General features: G+C 50.7%; 17 protein-coding genes. 5 read left to right on the forward strand and 12 right to left on the reverse strand.

Annotation, left to right across the window (positions count from 1 at the left end):
• The first annotated feature begins 1 nt into the window (after position 1).
• The 5 genes from NG653_RS00455 to NG653_RS00475 all read left to right on the forward strand — a co-directional run bounded on the left by NG653_RS00455 (position 2) and on the right by NG653_RS00475 (position 6880).
• Positions 2-805, forward strand: a complete 804-nt coding sequence (locus NG653_RS00455) for a (Fe-S)-binding protein (RefSeq protein ID WP_252739684.1) — start codon at positions 2-4, stop codon at positions 803-805.
• 22 nt (positions 806-827) lie between these two features.
• On the forward strand, positions 828-1310 hold the full coding sequence (locus NG653_RS00460; RefSeq protein ID WP_252739685.1) for an ABC transporter ATPase: 483 nt from the start codon (positions 828-830) through the stop codon (positions 1308-1310).
• Positions 1311-1371: 61 nt separating this feature from the next.
• Positions 1372-4290, forward strand: coding sequence for a serine hydrolase domain-containing protein (locus tag NG653_RS00465; RefSeq protein ID WP_252739686.1), 2919 nt, complete (start codon positions 1372-1374; stop codon positions 4288-4290).
• A 28-nt stretch (positions 4291-4318) separates the two neighbouring features.
• Positions 4319-5464 carry an N-acetyl-alpha-D-glucosaminyl L-malate synthase BshA gene (gene bshA / locus NG653_RS00470; RefSeq protein ID WP_252739687.1) on the forward strand — a complete coding sequence of 382 codons (1146 nt, stop codon included), beginning with the start codon at positions 4319-4321 and terminating at the stop codon, positions 5462-5464.
• Positions 5465-5701: 237 nt separating this feature from the next.
• Positions 5702-6880 (forward strand): OmpA family protein, encoded by a 1179-nt coding sequence (locus NG653_RS00475; RefSeq protein WP_252739688.1) that lies wholly within the window; start codon positions 5702-5704, stop codon positions 6878-6880.
• 97 nt (positions 6881-6977) lie between these two features.
• On the opposite strand, the gene NG653_RS00480 is transcribed toward NG653_RS00475, so the two are convergent.
• From NG653_RS00480 to NG653_RS00535, 12 genes are all read right to left on the reverse strand, one after another.
• Positions 6978-7982 carry a GNAT family N-acetyltransferase gene (locus tag NG653_RS00480; RefSeq protein WP_252739689.1) on the reverse strand — a complete coding sequence of 335 codons (1005 nt, stop codon included), beginning with the start codon at positions 7980-7982 and terminating at the stop codon, positions 6978-6980.
• A gap of 157 nt (positions 7983-8139) precedes the next feature.
• Positions 8140-8796: an acetyltransferase gene (locus NG653_RS00485; RefSeq protein ID WP_252739690.1), complete on the reverse strand. Its 657-nt coding sequence runs from the start codon at positions 8794-8796 to the stop codon at positions 8140-8142.
• 150 nt (positions 8797-8946) lie between these two features.
• On the reverse strand, positions 8947-9168 hold the full coding sequence (locus tag NG653_RS00490) for an acyl carrier protein (RefSeq protein WP_252739691.1): 222 nt from the start codon (positions 9166-9168) through the stop codon (positions 8947-8949).
• A 3-nt stretch (positions 9169-9171) separates the two neighbouring features.
• Positions 9172-10125: a 3-oxoacyl-ACP synthase III family protein gene (locus NG653_RS00495; protein ID WP_252739692.1), complete on the reverse strand. Its 954-nt coding sequence runs from the start codon at positions 10123-10125 to the stop codon at positions 9172-9174.
• 110 nt (positions 10126-10235) lie between these two features.
• Entirely contained in the window at positions 10236-10469 is a 234-nt protein-coding gene (locus NG653_RS00500) for a phosphopantetheine-binding protein (RefSeq protein WP_252739693.1), read from the reverse strand.
• Between the two features lie 61 nt (positions 10470-10530).
• Positions 10531-12051, reverse strand: coding sequence for an amino acid adenylation domain-containing protein (locus tag NG653_RS00505; protein WP_252739694.1), 1521 nt, complete (start codon positions 12049-12051; stop codon positions 10531-10533).
• Positions 12052-12205: 154 nt separating this feature from the next.
• Positions 12206-13669, reverse strand: coding sequence for a class I adenylate-forming enzyme family protein (locus NG653_RS00510; protein ID WP_252739695.1), 1464 nt, complete (start codon positions 13667-13669; stop codon positions 12206-12208).
• Between the two features lie 9 nt (positions 13670-13678).
• Positions 13679-14659 (reverse strand): NAD(+) synthase, encoded by a 981-nt coding sequence (nadE, locus tag NG653_RS00515; RefSeq protein WP_252739696.1) that lies wholly within the window; start codon positions 14657-14659, stop codon positions 13679-13681.
• Positions 14660-14671: 12 nt separating this feature from the next.
• On the reverse strand, positions 14672-16663 hold the full coding sequence (gene asnB / locus NG653_RS00520) for an asparagine synthase (glutamine-hydrolyzing) (RefSeq protein WP_252739697.1): 1992 nt from the start codon (positions 16661-16663) through the stop codon (positions 14672-14674).
• A gap of 22 nt (positions 16664-16685) precedes the next feature.
• Positions 16686-16934 carry an acyl carrier protein gene (locus NG653_RS00525; RefSeq protein ID WP_252739698.1) on the reverse strand — a complete coding sequence of 83 codons (249 nt, stop codon included), beginning with the start codon at positions 16932-16934 and terminating at the stop codon, positions 16686-16688.
• A 286-nt stretch (positions 16935-17220) separates the two neighbouring features.
• The gene (locus NG653_RS00530; RefSeq protein ID WP_252739699.1) at positions 17221-17820 is read right to left on the reverse strand and encodes an acyltransferase; all 600 of its coding nucleotides are present in this window, start codon (positions 17818-17820) and stop codon (positions 17221-17223) included.
• Between the two features lie 298 nt (positions 17821-18118).
• Entirely contained in the window at positions 18119-19141 is a 1023-nt protein-coding gene (locus tag NG653_RS00535; protein ID WP_252739700.1) for a GNAT family N-acetyltransferase, read from the reverse strand.
• Positions 19142-19309: the final 168 nt, after the last annotated feature.

Consider the following 19309-nt stretch of genomic DNA (forward strand, 5'->3'; position numbering starts at 1 on the left):
AATGGAAGAATCGACCACAGGGCAGGGCCAGGGCGTGCCCACCATGGCCGAAATGGCCGCAGCCGGAAAACAACCCGAAGTGCTCTTCTGGGTGGGATGTGCCGGGAGCTTCGACGACCGCGCCAAAAAAATCACCAGGGCTTTTGTAAAACTCCTGCAAAAGGCAGGGGTATCCTTTGCCGTCCTCGGCACGGAGGAAAGCTGCACCGGCGACCCGGCCAAGCGGGCGGGAAACGAATTCCTGTTCCAGATGCAGGCCGCCACGAACATCCAGGTGCTCAACGCCTATGGGGTGCGCAAAATCGTCGCCACCTGCCCCCACTGCTTTAATACCCTGAAGAATGAATACCCCGGGCTGGGGGGCGACTATGAGGTGGTCCACCATACCCAGCTGCTGCGCGATTTGATCCGTGAAGGCCGGCTTAGCGTGGAGGGCGGGTCGTTCCGCGGCAAGCGGATCACCTTCCACGACCCCTGTTACCTCGGCCGGGCCAATGGGGTTTATGAAGCCCCCCGGGAAATCATCCGCGAGCTCGACGCCGACCTGGTGGAGATGAAGAACTGCCGGCAACGCGGCCTGTGTTGCGGCGCGGGAGGCGCCCAGATGTTCAAGGAAGCGGAAAAGGGAACCAAAGAAGTCAACATCAAACGGACTGAGGAGGCCCTGGAGACCCAGCCGGAAGTGATTGCCGCGGCCTGCCCCTTTTGCAATACCATGATGACCGACGGGGTAAAGAACAAAGAAAAAGAACACCACATCCAGGTCCTGGACATCGCTGAACTGCTCCAGGACGATCCGGAATAATAACTTAAAACCCTAAAGCGGCATGCTCGTCCCCTTTGATACCCTTCCCGAAACTGCAAGAATTTGGATCTACCCGGCCAGCCGCCCGTTCTCGGAGGCGGAATTGCCCGCGGTCCGGGAGGCCCTGGACGCTTTCCTCACCCAGTGGACCGCCCACGGGGCCGACCTCAGGGCGGGGTACGACATGCCTTATAACCGGTTTATCGTCATCGGGCTCGACCAGGAGCAGGCCCAGGCCTCAGGGTGCTCTATCGATACTTCAGTCCGGTTTATCCAGCAGTTGGAAGCCCAATACCAGCTTTCCCTCCTCGACCGGATGAACGTCTCCTTCAAGCAGGGCCCCTACATTACCTACAAGTCCCTGGAGGAATTCCGGAAGATGGCCCGGGCCCGCTCTGTTTCGGGAAACACCATCGTCTTCAACAACCTGGTGGCCAACAAAAAGGAATACGACGAAAATTGGGAAGTCCCCGCCGCGGAAAGCTGGCACAGCCGCTTTTTCTGAAGCCCGGGACGCGGATTATGCATGCCGGCCGCGATGGCCGGATTGGATGGAAAGGCAGACTATGAAGTGGATTTTTTGCACCTTCGCAATTTTTTTAAGCCTTGGGACGGGTTTTGCCCAGCGCGATCCCCTGCTGGCCCCCGACAGCACGGCCCAGGCCCAATGGGTGGAAGCCCGTTATGCACAACTCAGCCCTGAGGCGCGCATCGGCCAGCTTTTTATGGTCATGGCGGCTTCCCAGCCCGGGCAGGAAGCTGCGGAAACCCAAAAAATCAAAAGGTGGATTGAAACCTACGGCATTGGGGGGGTGATCTTTTCCAGGGGCGGGCCCCGCACCCAGGCACGGATGACCAATGCCCTGCAGGAGGCGTCCCCGCTCCCCCTGCTGGTGGCCATGGATGCCGAATGGGGCCTTGCCATGCGGCTCGATTCCACTTACGCCTTCCCCTGGAATACCACCCTGGGCGCCATTGCCGATACGTCCCTGGTCCGCCGGGTAGGGCAGCAGGTGGGCACCCATGCGGCTCGCCTCGGGGTGCACCTGAACTTCGCCCCGGTTCTGGACAGCAATACCAACCCGGAGAACCCTATTATCGGGAACCGTTCCTTCGGCGAGGACCCCACCTGGGTGGCCCGCCAGGGCACGGCCTTCCTGCAGGGGATGCAGCAGGCCGGGGTGCTGGGCACGGGTAAACATTTCCCGGGCCATGGGGATACTTCCGTGGACTCCCACAAAGCCCTGCCCCAGCTGTTGTTCGGGCGCGAACGCCTCGACAGCGTGGAGCTGGCCCCATTCAGGGCCCTGATCGAGAACGGGATGCCCGCCGTAATGGTGGCCCATCTGGACGTCCCGGCCCTGACCAGGGAAGCGGGCCGGCCCAGTTCCCTCTCGCCCCGGCTCATTGAAGGGGTGCTGCAGGGAGAACTGGGCTTCAGGGGGCTGGTCTGCACCGATGCCCTGAACATGAAAGGGGTTACGGGCTACGCCACGGGGCGGAACCCTTCCCTGGAGGCCTTCCTGGCCGGAAACGACCTTTTACTGATGCCGGAAGACCTGGAAAGGGACCACGCCGCATTGCTACAGGCCTACCGCAACGGGGAGGTCAGCGAGGGGCGCCTGGAACGTTCGGTGAAAAAAATCCTGATGGCCAAATACCGGGCAGGCCTCTATCGCTATGAGCCGGTACCTTTGGAAGGCCTCGAGCAGGACCTCCATGCCCCAGAAAACGACCTCCTTTACGAAGAGGCCATGGAGGGCGCCCTCACGGTGTTGAAGAACCGGGCCGAACTGATTGGTATTAAGAACCTCGAAAACAAAAAGATCGCCTACGTGAAATTCGGGGAGGCCGACCACCGGCCCTTCCTAGACCGCCTCCGCCTCTATGCCGAGGTTACCGAGGTTACCGCTAAGGATATTGGCACCCTCAACCGCCAGCTAAGGGACTACAACCTGGTGATTATCGGCATGCACCAGGCTAACGACAGCCCCTGGAAAGCCCATACCTTCAGTGAAAATGAAGTTTTCTGGCTAGAGGAAATTGCCCGCCAGGGCACCTCCAATACCATCCTTACCCTTTTTGCCCGGCCTTACATCCTTTCTGACATCCTTTCCTATGAGAGTGTGGATGCCGTGGTGATGGCCTATCAGAACAGCCCGATCGCCCAGGAAACGGCCGCCGAGCTGCTTTTCGGTGCATTCCCTGCCTCGGGAAGGCTGCCGGTATCGGGCCACCCCAGCTTCCCCAGGGGCAGCGGCCTCGATACCCCATCATTGAACCGCCTGGGGTATTCCTTTCCCGAGCGGGTGGGGATGGACCGTACCCGCCTCGCCATGGTCGATACCCTCGTGCAGCGGGGCCTCGATTCCCTGATGTATCCCGGCGCCCAGGTACTCATTGCCCGCCACGGGCAGGTGGTGTACCACAAGGCCTTTGGAAAGCCCACCTATGAATCGGAGCGGGGGGTAGCCCTTACCGACCTGTACGACCTGGCCTCCCTGACCAAGATCCTGGCCACCCTGCCGCTGCTCATGCAGATGGAGGAGAATGGGCAGATCAGTTTCGACACCACCTTCGGGGAGCTCCACCCCGAGTACGCCGACACCGAGCTGCGCGATGTAACCGTGCTGCGGGCACTGAGCCATTATGGCCGCCTGCCGGCCTGGATTGCCTTTTACCTCGACACCCTGAACAAGCAGCGCAAGCCTTCCCCCGATTTTTACCGGGCCAATCCGGCCGAGGGGTATTCCATCCGGGTGGCAGACCGCCTCTACCTGTCCGATGCCTATACCGATTCCATCTACAACCGCATCGGCAGGCAATCCCTGAAATCGAACCGGTACCGGTACAGCGACGTGGCTTATTATGTATTTAAACGATACATTGAAACACAGTTCGGCCGTTCCCTCGACGCCCTGGCCCGGGAGTATTTCTATGCCCCCCTGGGGGCGACCCGCACCGGGTACAACCCGCTGGACCAGTTTTCGAGGGAAGAGATTATCCCCACGGAAATCGATAATTACTACCGGTACCAGGTTGTCCAGGGCTATGTGCACGACATGGGGGCCGCCATGCAGGGCGGGGTAGGGGGGCACGCCGGGTTGTTCAGCAACGCAAACGACGTGGCCAAAATCATGCAGCTTTACCTGCAGGGGGGGTACTACGGGGGGAAGCGGTACCTGCGCTCCCGCACCGTGGAGAAGTTCAACAAGTGCTATTTCTGCAACGAAAACGTCCGCCGGGGGGTGGGGTTTGACAAGCCCCAGCTCGAAGAGCCCGGGCCTACCTGTGGATGCGTCTCGCCCCGGAGTTTCGGGCACAGCGGGTTTACCGGCACCTTTGCCTGGGCCGACCCCGATTCGGGGGTGCTTTACGTCTTCCTTTCTAACCGCACCTACCCCTCTTCCTCGAACAACCTCCTGGTGCGCAGCAGCCTGCGGTCGCGTATCCAGCAGGCAATTTCTGATTCCCTGGGGCAGTAGGAAGGGCTAAAAACCGTACCTTTAGCCCATGAAAGTAGCCATTGTTTGTTACCCTACTTTTGGCGGAAGCGGCGTGGTGGCGACCGAACTCGGCATCGCCCTGGCCCAGCGCGGGCATGAGGTGCATTTTGTGACCTACAAGCAACCCGTGCGCCTGGAGCTGATCAGCAACAACATCCATTTCCATGAGGTCCACGTCCCGGAATACCCGCTGTTCCACTACCAGCCCTATGAGCTGGCCCTGTCGAGCAAGCTGGTCGACACCATAAAAATGTACGGCATCGAAGTGTTGCACGTGCACTACGCCATCCCCCATGCCTACGCGGGGTATATGACCAAGAAAATCCTGAAGGAAGAGGGGATCTATATCCCCATGATCACCACCCTGCACGGCACCGACATCACCCTGGTGGGGAACCATCCCTTTTACAAATCGGCCGTCACGTTCAGCATCAACAAGTCCGATGTGGTCACGGCTGTTTCGGAAAGCCTCAAGCGCGACACCCTGGCGTTTTTCGACATCAAAAAGGAAATCACCGTGATCCCCAACTTCGTCGACCGGCGCAAGTACGACCACGGCTCCAAAGACTGCAAGCGGTCGCTGCTGGCCCGGGAAGACGAGAAGATCATCACACACATCAGCAATTTCCGGAAGGTAAAGCGGATCCCCGACGTCATCGAAATTTTTCACCGCGTCCAGAAAGAGGTGCCCGCCAAGCTGATTATGGTCGGGGAGGGCCCTGAAAAGGAACACGCCGAATTCACCGTGGAACAGCTGGGGCTTTCCGAGAAGGTCATCTTCCTGGGCAACAGCAGCGAGATCGACCGCATCCTCTGCTATTCCGACCTGTTTTTGCTCCCCTCCGAGACCGAGAGCTTTGGCCTTTCCGCCCTGGAAGCCATGACCAACAAGGTGCCCGTAATTTCCAGCAATACCGGGGGCATCCCGGAGGTCAACATCCATGGGGTTTCCGGCTTTTTGAGCGCGGTGGGCGATGTCGACGACATGGTGGCCAATGCCCTGCGCCTGCTCCGCGACGAGGCCCTGCTCGAAAAATTCAAGCAGCAGGCGTTTGAAGTGGCCGGCACGTTCGACATCCACAACATCCTGCCCATGTATGAGGAGGTATACCGCGAGGCCTACAAGTGGCGGTATAAGAATGCGTTTGACTAATGCAGGCGGCCCCCGCTCCGGGAAACTTCCGCGGAATTACCCCGGTTCCTTAAGCCCTTCCATTTCCGTTTATCCGGTATCCCCGGCGTTTATCGATCCGGGATCCCGCAAGGGTTGATGTCTTTATGCACCCGGGAAGCCTCCCGGTGACCCCTGTCGAAAAAAACGGCATTTCAAAGAGTACTTCGGGTTTTTCCTACAGAGGTACGGAACTTTGTAGGACCTAAATCTTTTGTCATGAATAACCGGATTTTTGCGTTTGTGTTCGTTTTACTGCTCTATATCCCGGGCTCCTATGCCCAGGAGGAACTCCCCGAGCTTACCGCCAAGGACAGTATTGTTGCCAGTTCCTGGATGGTCGGGGTCGGCATCAATATCATCGACGATTCCGGCGATGCGTTCCAGGATTTTACCACCATAAAGGACCAGTGGAATATGGTCCCCTTTCCTTCCCGCCTGAGTGTGGGCCGGTATTTCCGGAGCGGGCTCGGCCTGGAACTGATTGGCACCTACAACAATTATAAGGAAGGCAACATCATCGACAGGCAGGTAAACCCTGAAGACATCACGTACTGGGCCGTGGATTCCCGCCTCAGTTACGATTTGAACAAGCTGGTGGGGGAAACCGGGTTTTTTGACCCCTATGTGGGGGTGGGCCTCGGGTACGCCGATGCCAACAACAACCCGCGGGGTACCTATAACGGGGTAGTGGGCTTCCGCCTCTGGTTTTCGGACCATTGGGGCGCAGACCTGAACACTTCCGGTAAATGGTCCTTCGGCAATGAGGCCAGCAACCACATCCAGCATGCCGCCGGGGTGGTCTACCGTTGGGGCGTGGAAAAGGAACTGAGCCGTAAAGGCCGCGAAAAACTCGCCCTGCGCGAAGCATTGCTGGCGGAGCAGCAACGCGTGAACGATTCCATCCAGCAAGTCCGGGACGCTGAAGAGCGCGCCCGCCAACTGGCCCTTGAAGAAGAACGCAAAAGGCAGGAGGCCCTGGCCGCTGCGGAAGCCCGTAAGCAACAGGAAGAAGCTGCGCGGAAACAGGCCCTCAGGGATGAACTGGCCAGCCTGGGAACCGTGGGGTTTGCGTTCAACTCTTCCTATTTGAACGAGCCTTCCAAAGAAACCCTGAAGAAAATCGCCGGGTTCATGCAAACCAACGCCAGCCTTAAGGTTGGCCTGTCGGGCCATACCGATTCCCGCGGACCGGAGCAATACAACCTCTGGCTCTCTGAAAAACGCGCACAACGGGCCCTGGATTACCTCCTTGGCCAGGGCGTGGATGCCGGCCGCATCACCCTATCGCCCATGGGGGAAACCCAGCTGCTGAACCACTGTGCCGACGGGGTGTCCTGTACGGCTGCGGAGCACGCGGTGAATAGGAGGGTGGACTTAATGATTGAATCGTTTTAGGCCAGAAACTATAGATACGGCCTGTCTATCCGAAAATTACAGTGAGTTATTCATGATCTAAGAGGGTACGTTTATTTTAATAATCATTCAAAGGAAACTACAAGCCTGCATCTTTTTTCCAATCAAAATTTTCAAGTTTCTTCGTTTGTTTTTTAAAGAAGAACTTGTCATATTGGAACCATTTTCCTATAATTCCGCAATCCCTTAGGTATTGACTGGCTTGAAGTTTAAGAGCTGTAATATTCATCCAGATCCAGGCTTTCAGATCTTTTTTTCGATAAAACAGGTAGTAGTCCAGTACATATGGATGGTTCGACCATTTTTCTTTGAAGAAGCTTTCGCCCTTTGAAAGGTCGAAAAATGAAATCTTGTTTAGAATACACCATTCAATTTTTTTCGTCATGGAAATATCACCCAAGTTGTATTGCGGGTAAGAGGAATCAAAGGACTGTATGAATCCAAAAACTATATTTTCAATTACATAGTCAAGGCTAATGAAAATGGGTTTTCCTTCACTTCGGATGACAAATAGAAATGCCTTTTTTTCATTTATTTTTTGAAGAGTAGTTTTATAAAAGTAAGGCCAATGGATGAGGTTTCTATTATACATTCTGATTTCGGAAAACCGTTTTTTGAGCATCTCGTATAAAAAACTAAATAATTCTTTATACGTTCTTTCATCAATAGCCCCAAAGTAAAAATCATAGGTGCTCGCCTTTGAAGATTCGAGTTTACGAAGTTTTGACTTAAGGTTTCGAACCCCTTTTTGACTCCAATGGTGAGAAAGGAAGGATTGGAAATCTGGAAATCCTGACAGGTCAATTCCAAAACCACGGTATTGAGGGATACACTTTAAATTCCAGTTGTCCGTAGCTTTTGAGAGATCAACTTCCAGATATTCGGGTATGTCTCCTACCACCCAAAATCTAGTATTTTCTTCTGGGATGATCTGAGTTTTTGCAATGTTTAATACCTTATTTGTCGGACGTATTCTTAATTGATGGGAAAAGAGAACTGGGATGCACTGATCTATAAAAAGATCATTGGTAAAACTACTGTAACCAAGACGGGAAAACGGATTTTGAGGACTCGGATCTTTCAATCTTCTAATAAGCTTTTATCAGTTAGAAATACTTTTAAAAACCCGGAAAGGAATAATTATCTCAAACAATTTTTTAACCGAAAAATCCTGATCCTTGAACCTGAGTGTTAAATACTGACTTAATAAAACTATTCAGTTGTTATCTATGAATAAAAATTTAATGTTTTTTGGGAATAGCCAATATTTGCTCCTTAAACCGGTAGAAAACTGTCGTATCATCATTCACATTTTTATCCACCACCATGCCTGCCTGAATCAAATTGTTATTCCCGATTTCCACACCGGGAATAACGATCGAGCGGATTCCAAAATAGTTGTTGTCCCCGACTTTTACGGATCCGGCTATTCCCGCAACTGAAAAGAAGTTATTATCGCCTACCACACAATCATGACTGATAAAACTATAAGAGGTGAGAAAATTGAAATTCCCGATAACAGCATGTTTTTCAATGACGCAAAAAGGCATAATAATGTTACCCTCTCCAATTTCGAGTTCATCCGGAAGGATTACGGAGGGATGGATGTAGGACCCAAAACGGGCCTTCTTTTTCCTTAGAGCCTCGATTTCCTTTATCCTGGATTTCATGTCCCCGATAGCCACAAGGACTTCTTCCCCAGGTTTTGGAATATAATTCGAAATGTCACCAAGAAGAGGGGCTTTGAATTTGTATTTTTTCCAATAAGCCTCTGAGTAATCCAGATATCCCAGGATATTAATTTTGTCATCCTCTGAAACTTTCTTGTTAGAATCCTCAATATAAAAGGTTACCTCTGCCGCAGCACCGCCAGCCCCAACGATAATTACATTTCTCATATAGGATAAAATCTTATTTAAAGGTATCGAATTAAAAGGTATACCCGTCAATTCAATTTTAAAGGAACGCCTTGGCGTTCCTTTAAAATTGATGTTTTTGGCGAACGAGAATTTCCATTACCAGGAACACCTTTCGATAATGGCACAGAATTAAGCATTCTGTTTGCTTAAAATCAATTCCAGAAGCCCGTTGATCGTCTTCGAGTTATTGATCTCTTCTGCCGTTAGGGCCACTTTGTATTCTTGGTCGCAAAAGGCAATAACAGAGAGTACGGTAAGGGAATCCCACGATTCATAGGCGTTCAATTCATCTTCCAGATTTACCGTTTCAACTTCAAGAATTTCAGCTATCGACTGTTCAAAATTTTCCATATCCTATTTATAATCAATGGTTTCACAGAAATCCAGATTTCCCATTTCCATCAACATGGAAGACCAGCTGAGCCCCGCGCCAAATCCGGCCAAACAGATCAGGTGTTTTCCCCGGGTCAATTCTTCACTGAGATTATATGTAAGGTTAACGGCGAGGGTTGGACTACAAGAATTCCCGAAGAGCTCCACGATATTATATGGCATTTTATCATAAGGAATTTCCAGTTTGTCGGCTAATTTTTTCAAAACAAACCGGTTAGGTTGATGGAACATAAAATAATCCACCTCCTCTTTGGAACGTCCCGCAAGCCCCAATACCCGTTCAATCATTTCGGGAACTTCATTGAGTACAAAATTGAATACCCCATCCCCTTTCATGACCATATGGTCCAGGGACCTTGTATTTCCATTGGAATCCGTGGTCAGTTTTGCCGTTTCCGCACTTGAAGGCATCCTTCCTGCCCCTGCGGGAATAATGAGGGCATCAGCCCGCCTGCCATCAAAATCTGCAGTTGAGTAAATGGTCTTGCCATTGGGATCATTCTCTACAATCGTGATAGCGGCGGCGTCACCAGTAAGGGGTCGGCTACCCCTGTCTGCAGGAGAAGTCTTTAGACTTAATAGTTCGGCGTTTAATACAACCACCTTTTTGATGTTTTCCTGTTCCAGGAGCATAAAGGCCTGTTGCAGGCCTATAGGATAACCGGCGCATGCCTGTGGAATGTCAATACAAAACATTTCCTGCGGCAAATCGAGCTTGCCCTGGATAATGTGCGTGGTTGCAGGCATAAAATGGTCCGGGACCTGATTCACCATTACCAGCGCATCGATCTCATCCTTTCTCAGATAACCATTATCAAAAAGATAGTTTAGCCCATAAATACAAAGATCGGAGGCCGCTGTTCCCTCCTTTACAACCCTTCTTTTATCGTATCCCATGACCAGTTTCAGTTTCATGGATTGCGTTTTGGAAAAATTGTAATTATCGATCTCCTCCTCGAAACTAATTTCGTTTTCGGGGAGGATGGATAGGATTCCAGTTATCTTTTTCTTCTGAAATTTGAAATTCATCGCTTAGCTCCGTTTTTTAGTAACAAGCGTTCTATGCTATCGAGATTGGCAAAATTCTCAGGAATGATATCAGTTCCTTCAATAGAAATCTTGAATTCTTCGTCCAAAGAGGTAACCAGGGATACAATGTCAAAGGAGTCCAGCAGGCCCTCCTCTATGAAATTCATGGAATTCTCAAAATCACATTCAGGCCTGATTTCAGCCAAAAAACTTAAAATATTCTCTTTCACGGTATAAAGTTTCTTAAATCTAGTCTAATTTTTATCAAAAGACATTATTTATAGTTGGTTTTCAGTTGTTTCCGTTTATTTTATCGTTCAAATACGAACGGTCTATCTTACCACTTGGGGATTTGGGCAGGGATTCCATGCGGATGTATCGGGTGGGGATCATTTGTTTGGACAGAACGGTGCTGAGTTTTACCCGAAACTCTTTAATGCTGATCTCTTCATCTGATTCATAACATAATACGATCTCCCTCTTGTTTTGGTCAAAGAAAACCCCTGCATTGATGGTATCAAAGGCACTTAGAATGTTGTGTTCAATCTCACCCAAATCTATCCGATAGCCATGGAGTTTAATCTGGAAATCTTTCCTCCCCACATACATCATCTGACCATCTTCCCTGGTGTAAACGATATCACCCGTACGGTAAATGCGTTCAGGAAAACTAGTGTTTAATGGGTTTTGGACAAAAACGGATTCAGTTTTTTTAAAATCCCTCCAATACCCCAAAGCCAGGGAGGAACCCCTCACGCAAAGCTCTCCGCGTTCACCAATTTCACAAAGTTCATTCCGTTCATTCAGTACCAGAATGTCTGTATTACGGCAGGGTTTGCCAATCGGAACAGATTCTTCCGGATCAAAGGTTTCGTCCACTACATAGCAGGCACAGGTGCCTGTAATTTCAGTTGGGCCATAAAGATTGCCGTAAATCACGTTCTGATCTCTCAAGCTTTGAATCCAGTATTCCAAGTGTTTTGGGGGCATTACCTCCCCCCCGAACAAAACTTTTTTTATGGTGGGGGTTTTGATGGAATCCAGCAAACGCAGGTTGGCGATGTTTACAAATACCGAAGGAACCCAGAAAATCAGGTTAATATGATGTTCGTTGATATATTCCAGAAGTTTTGCCGGAAAGATAAAGTGCTGTTCCGGGATCAGAAACACGGAAGCCCCCGCAAATATCATGAGGTAGATATCCAGGGTAGACATATCAAAAATAAAAGGCGTCTGGTTTCCAACACGTTCCTCTTCCGTAATGCCAAATGTGTCCACGACCCAATTCATGTAATCAATGATCGACAAATGCGAAATCACCACCCCTTTGGGAACCCCGGTGGAACCGGAAGTATGCAGGATGTAGGCGGGGTCGAAATCAATGCACTGCCTGAAGATTTCAGGCGGGGATACCTCAACATATTCCAAGTCGTCAATATTGATAATTTCAAACTCCGCATTAATCTCTCTTAGGTTAGGAAGGAGACTAGTATTTGTGATGACACAAAGGGGATCAAGGTTCTTCAGAATCGTTTCGATTTTGGCCATCGGTGCCTTTGCGTCCAGGGGCGCATAGCAATTCCCCGAATACATGGTCCCAAGGAAAATGGAAATGGCTTCATTCGATTTTGGTAAATAAACCGCTACCGGTCGATTGATGCGTTTGTAGGTGTTGGCAAGGACCTCCCCAATAAAAACCGATCTGCTTCGAAGCTCTTTGAAACTCCAGGAAGAAGAGCCATCTACAAGGGCGGTCCTTTCTGGAAACTTCATGGCCGTTTCCTCAAAATATTCGATCAGGTTTATTTTCATTGCATTCCGGGATAGAAATTTGGTCTTTCAAAACAGGATTTAGTCCCTTAAGGAGCATATCCAAAAGTGTTATATGAGAAAAAGGTTACGCCATATAAAACGCAGGAATATTAAAAATCTTGTAAGTCTTTAAGGTTATCTAAACTTAAAGAACTTAGATTTTCTTTTTACCCGTAAGGCTCACTGTAAGGTTATCCTGGAGAAGGAACTTCTGAGGAATTTTAAACGAAGAGAGTTTGCCAGAACAGTACTCCAGAATTTTTTCCTTCAGGGCTTCAGGATCCAGATTATTATTAGAAACGATGGTCGCTTCTAGGGCCTCGCCCAGCATCTCGTCCTCGATGCCGCGGATGGTGCAGTCGACCACCTCGGGCACGGAGAGGATCACTTCCTCGATTTCTTTAGGGCTGATGCGCTTGCCGCCCACTTTAATGATTTCTTTTTGACGGCCCACGATATAGAAGAAGCCGTCTTCGTCCCGATAGGCGAGGTCTCCGGTATGCAACCAACCGCTTTTCAGGGTTTTGGAGGTTTCCCCTGCATCTTTGTAATAGCCTGCCATGATGTTCCCGCCACGGGCGATGAGTTCCCCTTCCTGTCCGTCGGGGACGGGGTTCCCGGACGGGTCCACCACCCGGAGGTCTACCCCCGGGATCCCTTTCCCGATGGAGCCGATCTTTTCCGGTAGCCATTGGGGATCCAGGTAGGAGAGGCGGGCCGTGGCCTCTGTTTGCCCATACATGACATAGAAGTCGATCTGCGGAAACGCCTCAATGAAATCCCTGATGAATACGCTGTGCAGTTTGCCCCCTGCCTGGGTGACATAGCGAAGGTCAGGGAACACCGTTTCCTTAAAGGACTTTGATTTTTTCAAAAGTACCTGAAAATGGCTGGGGACCCCCGCAAAGCCGGTACACCGGTGTTTCTTGAGATCATTGATCACCGACCCGAGAAAAATAAACGTATTGTTCAGTACCAGGCTACCCCCAACCCTGAGGTGCGTATGCAGTAGGGAAAGCCCGTAGCAATAGAAAAAGGGCAAGACCACACACATCCGGTCGTCCCCTGTGAGCTTCAGATAGGAAACAATGGACGCGGTATTCGCGATCAGGTTTCCGTGGGTCAGCATTACCCCTTTGGGCACCCCGGTGGAGCCGGAGGTAAAGATGATCTCGGCCAGGCGATCTTCCGGGAAAGACGAGTCCAACGACCTTTCCGAATCCCCGCGGGCGGCCACGATGCCGGGGAGATCCGCTTCTGACAGTACCCTGACACCCTCCCCAAAGGCGTACTGGGCCCTTAACCGTTCCTGGCAAAAGACCAGGGGGCTTTCCGTTTGCTCCAGGATGTACTCCAGGTTCCCCTGTTCAATAGTATAATTCAAGGGAACGCAAGCATTACCTGATTTTAGGATGCCCAGGTAGGACGTAATAAAAAAAACCGAATTCGGGCTAACGAGCAGGATGTTCCTGCCCTGCCCGAATTCGTCTTGTAGCCAGGAGGCCAGGGAGTTGCTGTCGCGGTAGAGCTCCGCATAGGACAGAGGCTCCCTACCCCCGACGATGAATTCCTTGTCCAGTCCTTTGGAATGCTCAAAAACGTAATCAAAGAAATTCATGGAGTCCGGTTAAAAGATCGGACGCATCCGCAGGTATTCCGTGGTCTTTTTCTTCCTTTCGAAACTCTTGTAGATGTTTTCGACCTCCTGGGCGGTGCGGCCCATAACTTCCCCAACTTCCCCGGCATGGTACTGGTTCTCCCATCCGTACCAGATCAGGTCCATCTCGGCGAAGGGCAATTGGTAGAAGAAGTCTTCCTGGGTCTGCTCAGCCGTATAGGTGTCGGTAGTAGGGGTGCGGTCGATGATTTCCTGGGGCACCCCGAGGTGCCGGGCCAGTTGGTAGACCTGGGTTTTATACAAATGCCCGATGGGCATTACATCGGCCCCGCCATCGCCATATTTGACAAAAAAGCCCTGTTCCACCTCGTGTTTGTTCGGGGTCCCGATCACGGCGTAGTGGAGGCGTTCCGCATGGTAATAAAGCATGGACATACGGGTGCGTTGCTTGAAATTCGTTGCGGCAACGATTTGCAGGTATTCTTTGGCCGGCAGGAGTTTGCTGATGACCTCCCCATCCGGTTTGATCACGGTAATGGAAAAGATTGCGGGAATATTTTTACTGATATCCTGCTTGATCTCGATTTTGCTTTTGTCCACTGCAGGGTCAAAATCAGGAACGACCCGGGCAATGGCTTCGTCCCGGCGGCGATAGCACCCAAAGCCCTCCAGGGCCCCGGTGATGTTCTCCTCCAGGGTTTCCACCCCGAATTTTGCAGCCAGCTTCAGGGCCAGGGACTTGCTGTCTCCGCTGGAATCCTGTTCCGGCAGCATGATCCCGGTTACCTTCTCCGGGCCAAAGGCTTTCACACTGAGGGCCAGGCAAACCGAGGAATCGATCCCTCCGCTAATGCCGACGACCCCGCCGCGACGTTGCAGCGTTTGTCCGACATCCTTCCGAAGCTTTTCTGCGATCCGGTCGCAAACCGCTTCGATATTCTCGAGATGCAGGATGTCTTTGGAGAAGGGCTTAACTTGTGTAGTATTCATGTTTTTAATTGGTTACGTTGATATTACCTTATTTTCGATTACGATTTTGTCGGGGACCAGCCATTCGGCTGCCTCCAGGGGGATGTTTTTCCGGTTCACAAACTGGTCGTGGAGCATTTGCGTCGAAAGGACTGCCGTCAGGGCCATGTTGTCGACTTCCGAAATGCGCTGGCCGGTCCGCATCTTATCCAGCAATCGGTCTGTGTGTTCCGGGTTGAAAATACCCGCGGAGCGGATTCCCTCCGCATTCAGGTATTCCGGATAGGCCAAGTCCTTTTCCGAAACAAAAACCGACCGGATTGGGGCCCGGTAGGCTTGTTTGGGGCGGTTCAGGATGGCGTCGGGCAGGCGGCCCTTCATCAGTTTTTTTAATAAAAATTTCTCGTTCAGGCCATGGAGCTTCAGGTCGGGGTGGAGGCTCATGCACAAGTCGATCACCCGGTGGTCCAGGAAGGGGTAGCGCCCCTCTATGGATTGTGCCATCCCCATGCGGTCGCCCTGGGAAGAAAGCAAGTACCCCGACATAAAGAGGTTTTGTTCCACCCACTGCGCTTTGGCCAGGTAATCGTATCCGTCCAGCTGGCCGCCCACGCTTTTTTCAAGAGCTTCCAAAGGGGAATACCCTGCCGTGGCCTCCTGGTATTCGGATGTCAGATAATTCCCAATTCGCGACGTATTGTTCCACCGCAGCAAGTGGGAGTAGAGCGGATGGGCCGTATCGCCCAGGCGATAGCCGAAAAAGAGCTTCAGGGCGTTGTTGTTCGCCGATTTCATCTGCGGCAGGTACGGGTACAGCTTTTTCAGCAACAGGGGCCTCAGGCGCGAATCCGGGTCTTTGGCCCAGAAATTCCGGATTTTGGCTTCCTTGAAAATGTTGTAACCGCCCAGGAGTTCGTCGGCGCCTTCCCCGGTAATCACCACTTTGATGTTGTGTGCCCGCACGTTGCCGGCCAGAAGCATCATTGGGGTAGGGGCGGTGCGCAGCAAAGGGGCTTCGCTATGCCATACCACTTTGGCAAAATTTGCAGCGATGTCTTCGGGGCGGCACTGGATCGCGGCGTGTTCGGTCTGGAAATAGGAAACCGCCAGGTTCTGATAGTCCGATTCATCAAAATCCTTTTCGGAAAACCCGATTGAAAAGGTCTTTAGGTTGCCCGGGGATATTTTTTTGATGAATGAGGTGGTTACGCTGGAATCGATGCCCCCGCTCAGGTAGGCGGCCACGGGAACGTCTGCCCGCAGGCGTAGGCGCACCGCATCTTCAAAAACAGCCTCGAAGGCTTCCGCGGCTTCTTCGGCCCGTTGAAACCGATAGGCATCCGGCCTGGTCAGGGGTGTTTCCCAGAACCTCCGCACGGTAACGCCTTTCGCATTGCAGACAAGATAGTGCCCCGGCGGCAATTCGCGGACCCCTTCGAAGGCCGTATCCGGGCTAAGGGCCGTCCAGAACGTAAAGTATTGGCGCAGCGCCCGGGGTGATAACTTTAGGTCCAAACCTGGAAATTCCATCAGGGCCTTGATCTCGGAGCCGAACACGAAGGATTGCCCCACTTCCGCGTAAAACAGGGGGCGGATGCCCACCCGGTCGCGGGCCAGGAACAGTTCCCGCGAGACCCGGTCCCAGATGGCGATGGCAAATTGCCCGTTTAACCGGCTCAGGAAGTCGGGCCCATATTCTTCATAGAGGTGGACAATAACTTCCGTATCTGAATGCGTGCGAAAACGGTGGCCTTTCTTTTCCAGGTCCGCCTTTAGCTCGAGGTAGTTGAAGATCTCACCATTAAAGACGATCCAGTACCGGCCATCTTCATTGGAGAGCGGCATGGTCCCGGAACTCAGGTCGATGATGCTCAGGCGCACGCTGCCCAGCCCGAGGTGCTCATCCAGGTAGATGCCGCTTTCGTCCGGGCCCCGATGGCGGATCCGGGTTAGCATCCTGCACAACACCTCGCTCTGGGCTTCTGTGGAAGCCTGAAACTGATAAAACCCGGCTATTCCGCACATGGATTATAAAGGTCGGTGACAGTTACCTTTTGCTTTCCAGGAAAGCAACAATGCTGTTAATGGACTCGAAATTCTCTACCACCAGTTCCTCGTCGTGGGTTTCCACCCCAAATTCTTCCTTGAGGAACTCAATGAGAAACAACAGTCCCATGGAGTCGAGCAGGCCGGTTTCGAAGATCAGGGTATCATCCTCGATTTGGGATACATTGGCCAGCGTATTTTTGATAATGTACTCTTTTACTTTGTTTTTGGTGTCAACAGCAGTGATCATTGTGCGATGAATTAAATTATGTGGTTAAGTCAGAATTTTAAATCTTTATTGTGGGGTAAAACTACTTCTTAAAATTTTCCCAAAGGCTGGATTCCTGCGGATTTCGTTGAAATTGGATTTTTTTACGTTATGCGGTACCCGGGCCGGATTTAGAACAATAGAACGGGTTTTTGATAGAAAAAGTTGAACGATCTAAAAAGCCTTTTGGCAGAACCTTTCGGGCGGCTAACCCCTATGATGTTGGATTCCTACGACAAATCCCATTGTTTCCACATGCCAACCGGGTTTATGATCTTTCCCCTGTGGCCTTGAGAAAGTCGTCTTTCTTAGCTAGCAGGTTCCGCGATCTGGGGGCCACCCGTTTTAATGGATTGCCAAAATACAGATTCCATTCACTTAGGCTAGTAGATACCAAAGATAAGGCACCCACGGCCACCCCGTCCCCAATGGTTAAATTGGGCAAGACAATGCTGTTGGCCCCGATGATCACGTGTTCCCCAATCAGGACTTTCCCCGCTTTCAATTTTTTGTATTTGGAAGGGATGGTGGGGTTAGTTAAAGAATTTCCCGAATAATCATCTGTTTTGCTGTAGATTTTAACCCCCTGGGAAAGGCCACTAAAGTCTTTTATTTCAATGCCGTCATTGGCCAGCAGGTGACAAAAAGCGCCGATGTGGATATATGTCCCAAGTTTTAATTCCCCCCCCGTGGCAATGATGGAGCAGAAGGCATCAATGATTACATTGTCCCCAATACTGATGTTATGCAGCCCTGCTATGGTGCAATTTTTGGCAATCCTGACATTCCTGCCTACTGCTTTGAACCCGAAAGTACGCAGTTCGGTTTCACAATAATACCCTGTATTGAATGGGTTGTCGTCCGACATGAATTTTACTTATATTTAATTGTGATTCGAAAGGATTCAAAAATACCCCAGCCGATTCATGTACTGAGAATATTCTGATGAAAACCCCATAAAAACGATTTACTACTGTTCGCATCTTTCTTCTGGCAGATAGGGCTTTACCATTTCCGATATCCAAGAAGATAGAAAAACGATATTTCTTATGACATCTCTCGGCGGAAAAAGGTCCGAACCTACACTGGTGAAGAGAAGGGACGGGCAAAAAGCTGGGGGGGTCCCCGAATTTATGAAAATTATTTTATAGTTGAAGCTTCTCCACTTAAGGGATAATCCTGAAGATTTTATCCGATTTCATCCCTTTAACCAAATAGTGCTGTGGGGACTTTTTTAACCGAAATACGTTGAGGCATTTTTCGGTATCCTCCGTTTCAAAGAGATACTCATAGATTGCCCTTCTGAGGACGGTAAATTCCGGAAGCCGGTAATCTATTTCAGCCCCTGCCTCCTGGCCCTCCTCAGGATCGTAGATACCCTCAATCTTACCGGCTGTAGAGAGCCCGGAAGGTTTTATCAGGTACGTGTCCCTGAATTGGTGATACCGGTTAATGATTCCTTTTTCCCTAAGCCATTGCCTGAGCCACAGAATAAAAAGGAAGGCGTGGGTCGTTAAGGCAGCGCGCAGAGAGTTCCTTTGATAAAAAATGTGATAATTGTAGTTATACACGCTATTGCACCACCTGCGTTTCCAATAAAAATCACCCTTGGAAAAGCTTATGGACGCGACTCCATTTTCGAGGCACCAGGTTATTTGATTCATTAAGTTGATGTATCCGGTGTTGAATTTGGAATAACAGATGTCATAGGTTCGGATGAACTGGAAGAGTACATTGTAAAGATGGAAATTAAGGCAAATGTCAATTGGGATCCCCCGGTCAAAAATGACATAGAACGAAGCTTTTTTTTCCAGGATCATGGGGTAAACCTGCTCGTAGTACCAATGTTTGGTTTTCAGGTTGCGATTGTTTTTTATTCCTTTTTCGTGGGACCGGATTTCCAGAAGGCGGTAAAATTCCTCAAAAACAAAATCGTATTCCTGGCGGGTCATCTCCCCAAAATACATGCGATAAGATATCTCAAAACAAGATTCCAGTTTTTTTACTGCCCGCCTGAGCTTATACCGGCTACTTTTGCCAAAGCGGGCCGCAAGATAGCCATCCAGGCTTTCCACATCCTTAAAATCTATGCGGAACCCCGGGTATTGCTTTATTTTTTTGAACCCAATGGATTTTGGCAATTCTTTTAAGCCAACCTGGAAATAGTCCGGGATATCTTCGTAAACCATCGTGGGTCCTTTTAAATCAAGGGTACCCTTTTCCCCGACTACCGGCATTGATTTCTCGAATGATCCCACCTGGTAGGAAAGGGAATCATAGAATACAGGTAATTCCTGGAGGGTGTAAACCGAGAAAACAAAGTTGTTTTGCAAAACTTAGAGGAGGTTAACGGTTAA

The sequence above is a fragment of the Robiginitalea marina genome, assembly GCF_024006985.1.
GTDB lineage: Bacteria > Bacteroidota > Bacteroidia > Flavobacteriales > Flavobacteriaceae > Robiginitalea > Robiginitalea marina.

What these genes read in the sequence shown, in the direction of transcription:
- NG653_RS00535 (WP_252739700.1), bottom strand. Translation starts at nt 19,141, where the DNA reads ATGGTTTACGAAGATATCCCGGACTATTTCCAGGTTGGCTTAAAAGAA.
- NG653_RS00505 (WP_252739694.1), bottom strand. Translation starts at nt 12,051, where the DNA reads ATGAAAATAAACCTGATCGAATATTTTGAGGAAACGGCCATGAAGTTT.
- NG653_RS00460 (WP_252739685.1), top strand. Translation starts at nt 828, where the DNA reads ATGCTCGTCCCCTTTGATACCCTTCCCGAAACTGCAAGAATTTGGATC.
- NG653_RS00495 (WP_252739692.1), bottom strand. Translation starts at nt 10,125, where the DNA reads ATGAAACTGAAACTGGTCATGGGATACGATAAAAGAAGGGTTGTAAAG.
- bshA (WP_252739687.1), top strand. Translation starts at nt 4,319, where the DNA reads ATGAAAGTAGCCATTGTTTGTTACCCTACTTTTGGCGGAAGCGGCGTG.
- NG653_RS00530 (WP_252739699.1), bottom strand. Translation starts at nt 17,820, where the DNA reads ATGTCGGACGACAACCCATTCAATACAGGGTATTATTGTGAAACCGAA.
- NG653_RS00455 (WP_252739684.1), top strand. Translation starts at nt 2, where the DNA reads ATGGAAGAATCGACCACAGGGCAGGGCCAGGGCGTGCCCACCATGGCC.
- NG653_RS00525 (WP_252739698.1), bottom strand. Translation starts at nt 16,934, where the DNA reads ATGATCACTGCTGTTGACACCAAAAACAAAGTAAAAGAGTACATTATC.
- NG653_RS00465 (WP_252739686.1), top strand. Translation starts at nt 1,372, where the DNA reads ATGAAGTGGATTTTTTGCACCTTCGCAATTTTTTTAAGCCTTGGGACG.
- nadE (WP_252739696.1), bottom strand. Translation starts at nt 14,659, where the DNA reads ATGAATACTACACAAGTTAAGCCCTTCTCCAAAGACATCCTGCATCTC.
- asnB (WP_252739697.1), bottom strand. Translation starts at nt 16,663, where the DNA reads ATGTGCGGAATAGCCGGGTTTTATCAGTTTCAGGCTTCCACAGAAGCC.
- NG653_RS00475 (WP_252739688.1), top strand. Translation starts at nt 5,702, where the DNA reads ATGAATAACCGGATTTTTGCGTTTGTGTTCGTTTTACTGCTCTATATC.
- NG653_RS00485 (WP_252739690.1), bottom strand. Translation starts at nt 8,796, where the DNA reads ATGAGAAATGTAATTATCGTTGGGGCTGGCGGTGCTGCGGCAGAGGTA.
- NG653_RS00490 (WP_252739691.1), bottom strand. Translation starts at nt 9,168, where the DNA reads ATGGAAAATTTTGAACAGTCGATAGCTGAAATTCTTGAAGTTGAAACG.
- NG653_RS00510 (WP_252739695.1), bottom strand. Translation starts at nt 13,669, where the DNA reads ATGAATTTCTTTGATTACGTTTTTGAGCATTCCAAAGGACTGGACAAG.